The sequence below is a fragment of the Desulfobulbus sp. genome (genome assembly GCF_030824455.1).
Classification (GTDB): Bacteria; Desulfobacterota; Desulfobulbia; order Desulfobulbales; family Desulfobulbaceae; genus Desulfobulbus.
This window is the reverse complement of sequence record NZ_JAVBXR010000089.1, coordinates 1-10,696: the sequence shown is the minus strand read 5'-3', so window position 1 is coordinate 10,696 and position 10,696 is coordinate 1. Positions and strand designations below refer to the sequence as shown.

The window sequence follows — 10,696 nt, the reverse complement described above, 5'->3', positions numbered from 1 at the left end:
ATAATGGCCAAAAAATTGTTGAGCATTATGCACACACTCATCGTGCATCAGAAAACCTTCGTTTATTCAAAGGCTTTTCAGGTTACGGCTTGACAATTCCCTTTAACGGGCATTTCGACCGCAGGGAGAAATCTCGCGCCTTCACGAGGTTTTCCTTCGCGAGATTTCTCCTCGCTGTGCTCGTCGATGACGAAGCGGCGCGCTTTACTTTTGAAATAGAAATGGAATTACAGGGCGGCCTTGAGCACCGCGACGATATCCGTCTCGCTCATCGCTGGACGTCCAGGCAGGTTGCCGTTCTCGTCGTGGATGATACGCAGGGTATCCTGGGCGTATCGTGTGATCAGCGCATCATCGATATGCAGCTCGGACAGGCGCGTAGGGCAACCAATACCCTTGAGAAAGGCTTCAAAGCGGTCAATGCCCTGAAGGGCGCAATCCAAGTCATCGGGACCTTTGGCCTGAAGGCCGAAAATGCGTTCAGCGAACTGCACGAACTTTTGCGGCCGGTGTCTGGCGGCAAAACGCATCCAGGAAGGATTGACCACAGCCAGGCCTGCCGCGTGGGTGATGTCGTGATAGGCGGACAGGGTATGCTCGATCATGTGCACCGGGTAGCCACCGTTGGTGCCTGCGTTCACCCAGCCATTGAGGGCGACAATGGATGCCCATTGCACCTGGGCTCGTGCCTCGAGGTCGTTGCCATCGGCAATGGCTTTGGGACCCCACTCAATGGCCGTGAGGATGACGCCTTCGGCGAACCGGTCCTGAATGGGGGTGGAGTCAACGCCGTTAAAATACCCTTCAGTCACATGGGTGATCAGGTCGCACACCCCATAGGCGGTCTGATCTTTCGGCACACTCATTGTGAGTTCGGGGTCCGCCAGCGCGACTTTGGGGTACAGGCATTCGGCCTGGACAAAGGATTTCTCTGTGGTTGCCTCGTTAGAAATAACCGCACCCATGTTCATCTCGGAACCGGTGGCCGCCAGGGTCGGAACGGTGATGATCGGTAGTGCGCGGGTCGGAATATACGGATCGGGCTGACCGTGATAGATCATGTCCCAGGGATCGCCGTCGTAGTAAAACGCAGCGGCCATCACCTTGGACGCGTCCATGGCGCTGCCGCCTCCCAGGGCGATGATCACGTCGCAGTGTTCGTCCCGCGCGATCTGGGCGCCGCGCCTGACGGTGGTGATTCTTGGGTTGGGTTCAACGCCGTCACATTCGACGTACGCAACCCCTGCAGCCTTGAGGTTTGCCACGGCCCGGTCGAATGTTCCGTTCCGCTTGACGCTGCCCCCTCCGGTGACAATCAAGGCCTTTGTGCCATGCTTGCTGACCGCTTCACCAAGCCGTGCAAGGGCGCCGGCGCCAAAGATAAGATGGGTGGGATTGTGAAATTCAAAGTTCATGCGAAACCTCCTGGTGTTGAGTTGCTGATTAGCTTGCGGATGAACGTAATACCCTGCAAACGGATTTGGAATACCTGTTCCTCTCTAAACCTTGCCTGTTTCTGCCTGAGCATTGATTTTATGATGCATTACTGCTAACTAGATTGTCTAAAGATGGCATTGGGAACACAGGGGATTTCGCATGGCAAAGATGGCTGAACTGTTGCAGAGCTTTCCGGAAATTGATGACGGACCTTCTGCGTCCCGACTTAACGGGGTGCTGTTATTTAAGGAAACGCGCCACATCCCCAGAAAACCAATGGTGTATAACCCGGGGCTTTGTATCGTTGTGCAAGGCCACAAGATTGGCTACCTGGGCGACCAGAAATTTCGATATGACGCCAACCATTATCTGGTGACCTCGGTAACCATGCCGTTCGAATGCGAGACCTTTGCCACCCCTGCGGAACCATTGCGGGGTCTCTACATAGATATTGACATGGGCCAGTTGCATGACCTGATCGGCCGAATTGATGTGCAAACCGGGATCGGCACTGGCAGCGAACGGATATTGCCTCGCGGAATCGGCCCGGCCGTCATGGATGAGGAGATGCTGGATGCAACGACGCGGCTGGTCAAATGTTTGCGTTCAGCAACAGAAGCACAAATTTTAGGGCCAGGAATAGTGCGGGAAATTCTTTATCGGGCTCTGTGCGGCGCCCAGGCGCCAGTGCTCTATTCGCTGGCCGTGCATAGCGGCACGTTTTCCCAGGTGGCGCGCGTCCTAAAAATCATGCAAAGCGACTATGCAGGGAAACTCGATGTGGAACAGTTGGCCAAAACGGCTCACTTGAGCGTTTCTGCGTTCCATCGGGCCTTTAAAGAGATTACGTCGGATTCTCCCATGCAGTATTTGAAAAAAATCAGATTGACCAAAGCAAGGGATTTAATGATGCAGGAAAGTTTCAAAGCCAACCTTGCTGCTGACAAGGTAGGATATGAAAGCGCATCGCAGTTCAGTCGTGAATTCAAGCGCTACTTTGGGCAAAGCCCGGCAGAGATGATGCGAGAATTGCGCGCCGCAGAAACGCGGTAACTGACGCTGTCTGATTTTTTTTAAATGCCTGTCCTCCATGCTTTCCCATTGCTTTCAGCGAGGCGAATACGGCCATGAACCGCCCGGAACCGCACACGGACTATCTGAAGGAACTCCAGCAATTCCTGACCTTTTTGCGAAGACTTTGGGGCATTCTGGCCGGCGTTTCAATTTTATTCCCCCTCTCCAATGTTCTCCTCAACGCCCTGCCGTTGCGTGCCTATGGGCTTGAGGATGGCGTCTTTGACCAAGTTTCCCCAGCGCTGATCACCACCACCGCAACGGTCGTCACCCTGTTTGTCGTCCTGGCTACTTTTGCCGGCCGCAGTCGCTTTTCCAACCCCAGAAAAAGAAGCGCCCTGCTCCGCCAGGCTTGGTTCGCCTTGGCGATAGGCGTTTTTTCACTTCTCGCCTACCTTGTCCTGCATCAAGTCTATCGTGAATATGCCTGGGAACCCTGGGGATGGGGAAGCGGCGATCCTCGCAAGCTCTTTGCGGAAATTCCGCTGCTCATCACCTATGTTATTTTTTTCTCGTCGCTGACCAGGGCGTTCATGCTGCTAGGAATGATTGAATTCTTTGCAGCAAAAAGATGCCCTTAGCTCGTAGGTTGGGGTGAGGAACGAACCCCAACGAGCTGAACCAGGATCACTCCCGACTTTTCCATTTGGGAATTTTTTTCAGATCATAGACGGATCAGGCGCCGCAATGGGTGGACAAACATGCCGCGATTAGAACGCATCAAAGAGATCATCAAGGTTTTGTTTGTTTTCGACGAAAACGCGCGTGTCGATCTGTTTGCCCGTTTTCCAGGGATCAAACGATTCTATCAACATCGCCACAACCTTTTATATCTTCGCAGCTTTGGCGACATCGCCTTTACCCTCATTATTCTCCTGGGTCTGTTCGGTCCCGAGGATCCAAACCGCAACGTCTCGCTCTTCCTGGCCTGGGGAATCTGGTGGGTCAGCATCGTGATGAGCTGGTTTTTCCTGGGCAGGTTCTGGTGCGGCATCTGCCCTTTCCCCGGTGTCGGCCGCATCCTGCAGGCGCTGGGGCTGAGCCTCAACCGCGAACCGCCCTTTTTCCTGACCAAGCATTGCACCTCCTTTGCCCTGATCTTTTTTGCCCTGATCATCTGGACTGAATCGGTGACCGAGATGAAGCAGTGGCCGCTCGGCACCGCCCTGCTTCTCCTGAGCATCCTCCTCGGGGCCTCGATCATGGCCACCCTTTTCCGTGGCCAGTCCTGGTGCCGCTATCTCTGCCCCATGGGGAAAATCATCGGCGCGGCGGCCACCCTGTCAATGATCGAACTGCGGCCCGACCTGGGCAAATGCAGAACCTGCCGCACCTTTCCCTGCAAGAAAGGAACGGAGAGCGCGGCGGGTTGCCCGGTATACTTGGGCGCTTTCAACATCAAAAACAACATCGACTGCCTGCTCTGCGGGCGCTGCATCTCGCTCTGCGACCAGGACAGCCCACGTTTGAATCTGCGGAATCCCTTTGTCGAGCTGATCATCAACAAAGGTCGCCATCTCACCTGCTCCTTGATCATCCCCTTCCTGATTGGTTCACAATGGGCGCGGTTCATCCAGCATACCGATCCCTATACCGTGATTGAACATTGGCTGTTCGGCTCCAACGCCCTTGCCTTCACCCTCTTGCTGGCGCTGGGCTTTGGTTGCGCCGCGCTGGTGATTCGCTTTGGCGCCTCACTCTTCACAACCACTGAAGACCCCTCCTTCGGAAAATTCTCGCCCATGGTCCCGGTCCTGGTGCCGCTCGCCTTTACCGGTGAATTGGCCTATCGCCTCGATTATTTCCTCGCCAATATCGGCGATGTCGTCCCCACATTCGGAAGACAGTTCGGATTTCATCTCGAGCACCTGTCCTTTTCGATTTCCGCCGCAACGATTCACTGGCTAGGCCTGGTCTTGATGGGCATCGGCACGGTTTCCGGCAATTACGTGCTCCATCTTTTCAATACTCGCGACTTTGCAGGCATGATCCCGAATAGGAACTATTATGGCCTGCACATTCTCGTGCTCCTTGTGAGTGCGATCTACGTTTTTGTGATGTAACATATCGGCGCTCTCGTGTTGTTATCTCAGGAAAGCTCAGACGGACCTGGGAAGATCGGGAAATCAAGTAGGTGAGGGCCTGTTTAAAGAAGAAGATCCGTTGTGGAAAAAAGAATGCACAGTGTTTTTTCGACTGCAAAGGATTTTGGTGATACGATGGGTCATGATGTATTGGAACCGTGTTGAATCGATGCGCAGCCTTTTCTCTGCTTTATTTGCCGCCGAGGCGTTGGCCGGGCATGCGGAAACGCCATCAACCTCTTGTTTTTAAAATAATTATACATAAAAAATACAAGCTCATGACGTCGATTACTCGAGTAAAACTATCGCGATTATTTTTTCCGCTCTGCTTGTTGCTCCTGACGCTGGCGACCTCCGCCGTGGCCGCTCCCGCCAAGCGGTACGCCTTGGTCTACACCTGGAACCAGGAGGTCCGGCAGGCGCTGGACGACCGGAGCAAACTGGCCCGCACGCTCTCTCCACCCGCCAACCGCCAACTGCTGATCGTCGGCAGGAATGGGGCGTATGGGGTGGTCTATCCCCTGCGAGGCTCCCTGGGCCAAGCGCGACAGTTGGCCGTCAAGCAGTCCCATGCCCTGTCCTCGGCAGGATTTACCCCAGCGGATATTCTCCCGGAAGGGACGTACAGTTCCCTCTACCACCTGCAATTGGCCATCGGCAGCGCCCCAAAAGCATTGCAACCAGACTACCAACGGATTGCCGCCCGTCTGTCGCCGGATGACCGCGCCAAGCTGCAGATTGAACAAACCGGCGCCCGCAGCTACGCGCTGGTCTTCCGTTGCTGGGCCGACAAGGCCGAGGCGATCAAGATTGCCAAGCAGCAGCGGTCGCGCCTGCAGGGCAAACAGTCGCCCACCCTGATCACTGCCCTTGAACGGCCAGGGTTGGTCAATGCGATCAATCCTGCAAGGATCGGTGCTGACCCGCCCCTTTCCCAACAGGCAAAGTCGTGCCGGCTGGCGGTTCTGCCTGCAAAAAAAGACAACCAGGCTGGCAACGACCAGAAAATAAGCAAGAGTCGCGCGGCTGGGATCAACAGCAAGATCCAGATGTTTTTAAAGGAACAGCGCGCCAAAGGCCGTCTGCAACAGCGGGATATGGCGGCGATGGTTGCCTTCGACCTGACCAACAACACCTATCTGGCCAGCCTCAACGCCCAGCGTTCCTTCCAGGCCGCCAGCATGATCAAGCCCTTTGTGGCCCTGGCCTTCTTTGATCAGGTGGAAAGAGGCAAACTGAAATATACCTCCACCCACCGCCAGATGATGGAAGAGATGATCCAGCACAGCGACAATGAAGCCACCAACTGGTTCATTCGCCAGGTCGGTGGGCCGGCGCGGTGCAATGCGGTGATTAACGGCCAATACGGTCGCACCTTTAGCAAGGTGCGTATTCTGGAGTACATCCCGCCCGGCGGCAAAACCTACAAAAACAGCGCCCTCCCCCAGGATTATGTCCAGTTTTTGCGGGCCCTGTGGAACAACCAGTTGCCCCGTTCCCAGGAAATGCTGCGGGTGATGTCGCTGCCCGGCCGCGACCGCATCTTCTGGGGCACTGAGGTTCCTCCGGGAACCCTAGTCTATAACAAGACCGGCACCACCTCCTATCTCTGCGGCGACATGGGAATTTTGGTCACTCACAGCAAGAACGGCCAGAAAGTGCCCTATGCGGTGGTCGGCATTGTTGAGCGTCCCACTGCGGCCAAGGATTACAAGCGGTGGATGGAGACTGGCGGCGGAGTCATTCGCGGTTTTTCCAGCCTGGTGTACGAGGAGATGAAGCAGAACTACAACCTCCTGTAGCCTTGCAAACAATGCCGCCCTCAGTCAAGAACGGTTGGGGTGAGGAACGAACCCCCAACACGGTGTCTGCACAATGTTCCCGGTGCGGTGGATTGGCCGCATTCGAGCATCCACCGGCATATCGAGGCGGAGATCATTGGCCGCGACCGGGGTGCGGGCGGTTGCGAAATCGGTACAAGAGGCCATGGCTGGTGATCATGATGACGTTGGGGTGAGGAACGAACCCCAACACGGTGTCTGCACAATGTTCCCGGTGTGGTGGATTGGCTGCATTCGAGCATCCACCGGCATATCTAGGCGGGGATGATTGGCCGCGACCAGGACGCGGGCGGCTGCGAAATCGATACAAGGGGCCATGGCAGGCGATCATGATGAACATCACACACCCAACCGAGCTCCAGTGCGATTCAAGATTCAAGATCTGACCCTAGCAACCAATGACAAAGATGGAAAGTAATCAGTATGCCAACTCAGCGCGTAGGTTGGGGTGAGGAACGAACCCCAACACGGTGCTGCACAATGTTCCTGGTACGGTTGATTGGCCGCATTCGAGCATCCACCGACATATCGAGGCGGAGATCATTGGCCGCGACCAGGACGCGGGCGGCTGCGAAATCGATACAAGGGGCCATGGCCGGCAATCATGATGACGTTGGGGTTCGTTCCTCACCCCAACCTACGCGCTAAAATCTGCATATATCAAGATGTTGCCGTAATGGCGATCATCTGTCCGCCCACAAATTCTGCGGAGAAACCCCAAACCGTTGGGCTCATAACAAATGGATGCAACACAAAGGAAAAAAATATCTGTAATTACGAAATACGCTGTAGAAAACTTTCATGAAGGTGACTGGTACACCATCGGCCAACTTACGGGAAAAATACGGCTTATTAACGATCACTCAAGGCTACTAAGGTCATTAAGCTTTGGCGATGAAGATTACAGTTATTGTGCAGCTGAAGTTATAAGTGACATATTTGATTCAGAGCCAGATTTGATAGATGAAATTATTGACCATTTCGATATAGATCTATGGTATGAGCAAAAATATCCTGAAAAATATCAAAGAATTTTTATAGAAAATCAAATAGCTAAAGCAGAGTTTTGGAATGATGGTTATTTAAAGCTCTTTATAAGTCATCTTTCATCAAACAAAAACCGAATGTCACACATAAAAAGAAGACTTTCAAAATGGGGAATTTCTTCATTTATAGCTCATGAAGATATAGAGCCTTCAAAAGAATGGAGAGACGAAGTTGAGGCAGGTTTAGATACGATGGAAGTTATAGCAGCAGTAGTTGAGCCTGGGTTTAAAGAATCTGACTGGTGTTCTCAAGAAGTTGGTTATGCTTTAGGGAAAAAAATAGATATAATTCCGATAAGGGCAGGTTTGGATCCATTTGGTTTTTTTGGAAAATACCAAGGGATTCAAGCAAAGGGAAAATTACCTGAAAAAGTCGCTGATGAAATAAGTAATCTCCTTATGAAAAAGCCTAAGCATCGAGATAAACTGCTTAGAGCAATGCCAAAATCATTTTCAAAATTAGACTCAAAAGAGAAAATAGATTTTTTCGAAACATTAGACAGTTGGGGTGTCGTTACTGATGATCAAATCAAGCAACTGTTAGAGCAGTCATCCTTGTCAAATCATGAAAAAGAAAAATTAAAACACATAATTAATAGGGTGGATGCATTTATAGAGCAAACAGAACTCACTTCCCCAAGCTTTTTTGGTGATGATGTACCCTTTTAAGGAAAAAGGGGACGGTTTTATTAATGCGATAGAAGTTTCGATCTTTCCTGTCAACATTGACCAAACCGTAATCAACGACCAGCCCAACCCCTGCCCCCCCCAATCCATCCGCGCTGCGGCTGATTTTCACCGCATGCTAACAACAAGGCGTCGCCACCCTGAGATCGTCCAGACCAACCCTATTCGGAAACCAATTTCACCCAACGGTGTCCCATGAAACCCACCTCCCTGTTCGCACCCGTTGTTCTGCTGCTGCGAGGCATCCGCGCCCTGCTCACCGCTGTTTTCGGCCGTATCGGCTGGCAGCCGCCCCGCTGGCTCTCCTGGATCGGCAACCGGCTGGCCCGGTTTGGTTCCTGGCTGCTTCACCATCCCCTGGCGGCTGCGGCGCTGATTCTGGCGCTGGCGGCATCGGCGGCCGGCGGTTGGTATGGCTGGCAGTGGTACAGCCATCGGCCCCTGCCCCACACCGTTGCCTATCAGGTGGAGCCGCCCGCGCTCACTGCATACGAAAAAACCCCGGTGGTGATTGCGCCGCTGCGGGTGCGTTTTGCCGAGTCGGCCGCGCCGCTGGCCCTGGTGGGCAAACCGGTCGTTTCCGGCCTGCGCCTTGATCCCGCCCAACCCGGCGCCTGGCGCTGGCTCGACGACCGCACCCTGGAGTTCAAGCCCGAGGCGGATTGGCCGGTGGGCGGTTCCTTTACCCTAGCCTTTGCCAAGAAGGATTTTTTTGCCCCTGGCGTGCTGCTGCAAACCTACGAAACCGGTTTCGGGTCTGCGCCGTTCACCGCCGCCGTTAGTGCGGGCGAACTCTATCAGGATCCGGTGGACGGATCGCTCAAGAAACTGGTGGCCGCAGTCGACTTCTCCCATCCGGTGAACGAGGCCAGTCTGCGCAAGGCCGTCAACCTTAAACTGGGCGAGGGGCTGGCCTTCCGCGACCAGGGCAAGGACCCCTGGACCATGACCGTCGACAAAACCGGGCTGCACGCCTACGTCCATTCCGCGCCGCTGGCCGTGCCTCTGGAATCGTCCTCCGTCACCCTGATTGTCGACAAGGGCGTCGGCGCCATGCAAGGCGGCGCCCCAACCCCGCAGGCCATGGAACGAACGGTGACCGTGCCCGGCCGCTATCAGCTGAGCTTCACCGGCATTGAAACCCGCTACGTCAACACCCCGCAGGGCGAGCCCCAGCAGGTGCTGATGTTTGACAGCTCGTTTCCAGTGAGCGACGAAGTAATCGCCAAGCATGTCCGCGCTTGGCTGCTGCCGGAGAAACGCAACGGCTGGGACATGTCGCGCCTCAGCGAGGACCATCTCAAGCAGTCGCAACCGCTGCCCCTGACCCAGATTGCCAGCGCCGAGCCGCTCAACAAACGCCACAGCTTCACCTTCCGCGCCCCGGTCAAACGGCAGATTTGGGTGCAGATCGACGAAAAAATTGAGGCCATCGGCGGCTATCTCTCGAAAAATCCGGAAACCGCCCTGCTCGACACCGGCGAGTACCCCAAGGTGCTGAAGCTGATGGGCGACGGCGCCCTGCTGAGCTTAAACGGCGAGAAAAAGGTGGGGTTCATGGCCCAGGGCATGCCCGGGGTCAAGGTGGAGATTGCCCGCCTGCTCCCTGGCCAGCTGCACCAGATTGTGGATCAGAATTACGACGCCTTTGCCCGGCCGTCGGTGTACGGCGAAACCTTTGACCGGCTGGTGGAGCGGATGGAATTTATCCGTGCATTCGACGACGTGGACCCGGCCAAACCCATCTATGACGCCGTTGATCTCAGCGCCTACCTGGACGCCGAGGGCGGCCGGCGCGGCGTGTTTGTGCTTCGTCTCACCCCCTATGACCCGGCCCAACCCAAACGCGAATACAGCGATTATCCCCAGGGCGCGGAGAGCGGCGACCGCCGCTTTATCCTGGTGACCGATCTGGGCCTGATCGGCAAGCGCACCCTCGACGGCGGCCAGGATGTGTTTATTCAATCGATTGCCGACGGCGCGCCGGTGGCCGGGGCCAAGGTGGAGATTGTCGGCCGCAACGGTCTGGCGGTGGCCGAGAGCGTGACCGACGACGCCGGGCACGCCCGATTTTCCCAGACCAACGAACTCAAGCGCGAGAAAACCCCGATCATGGTGGTGGCCTCGCTGGGCAATGATCTGTCGTTTCTGCCCCTCGGCCGCGAGGAACATCAGATTGATTTTTCGCGCTTTGACATCGGCGGCGCCGCCAACGAGAGCGGCCCGGATCAGGTGTCGGCGGCGCTGTTCACCGACCGCGGCCTGTATCGGCCGGGAGAAACCGCCCACATCGGCTACATCCTGCGGGCCGCCGACTGGAACACCGCGATTGAAGGCATGCCGGTAGAGATTGAGATCACCGATCCCAGGGGCGCGGTGGCCCTGAATCTGCGGCGCAAATGCACTGCCAGCGGCTTGGACGGCCTCGATTTTGTCAGCAGCGAAACCGCGCCCGCCGGGGCCTACAGCGCCTCGGTCTATCTGGTGAAAAACAACCGCCGCACCGCCCATGTCGGCAGCGTCGAAT

At 55.4% G+C, this 10,696-nt stretch carries 7 protein-coding genes; 6 read left to right on the top strand and 1 reads right to left on the bottom strand.

The window, feature by feature from the left end; translation table 11 throughout:
* Nucleotides 1-227: 227 nt before the first annotated feature.
* Nucleotides 228-1,415, bottom strand: coding sequence for an iron-containing alcohol dehydrogenase (locus tag RCH93_RS10905; RefSeq protein WP_306548437.1), 1,188 nt, complete (start codon nucleotides 1,413-1,415; stop codon nucleotides 228-230).
* 181 nt (nucleotides 1,416-1,596) lie between these two features.
* Between RCH93_RS10905 and RCH93_RS10900 the strand changes: the two genes are divergently transcribed.
* From RCH93_RS10900 to RCH93_RS10875, 6 genes are all read left to right on the top strand, one after another.
* A complete protein-coding gene (locus RCH93_RS10900; protein ID WP_306548436.1) occupies nucleotides 1,597-2,490 on the top strand; it encodes an AraC family transcriptional regulator in 894 nt (297 codons plus the stop codon).
* Between the two features lie 74 nt (nucleotides 2,491-2,564).
* Complete coding sequence (locus tag RCH93_RS10895) at nucleotides 2,565-3,092, top strand: hypothetical protein (RefSeq protein ID WP_306548435.1); 528 nt, start codon at nucleotides 2,565-2,567, stop codon at nucleotides 3,090-3,092.
* Between the two features lie 120 nt (nucleotides 3,093-3,212).
* Nucleotides 3,213-4,574, top strand: coding sequence for a 4Fe-4S binding protein (locus RCH93_RS10890; protein ID WP_306548434.1), 1,362 nt, complete (start codon nucleotides 3,213-3,215; stop codon nucleotides 4,572-4,574).
* 353 nt (nucleotides 4,575-4,927) lie between these two features.
* The gene (locus tag RCH93_RS10885) at nucleotides 4,928-6,397 is read left to right on the top strand and encodes a serine hydrolase (RefSeq protein ID WP_306548432.1); all 1,470 of its coding nucleotides are present in this window, start codon (nucleotides 4,928-4,930) and stop codon (nucleotides 6,395-6,397) included.
* Nucleotides 6,398-7,176: 779 nt separating this feature from the next.
* Entirely contained in the window at nucleotides 7,177-8,151 is a 975-nt protein-coding gene (locus RCH93_RS10880; protein ID WP_306548431.1) for a TIR domain-containing protein, read from the top strand.
* A gap of 213 nt (nucleotides 8,152-8,364) precedes the next feature.
* Nucleotides 8,365-10,696, top strand: a 2,332-nt coding sequence (locus RCH93_RS10875) for an MG2 domain-containing protein (RefSeq protein WP_306548429.1), incomplete at its 3' end; no start/stop codon positions are given.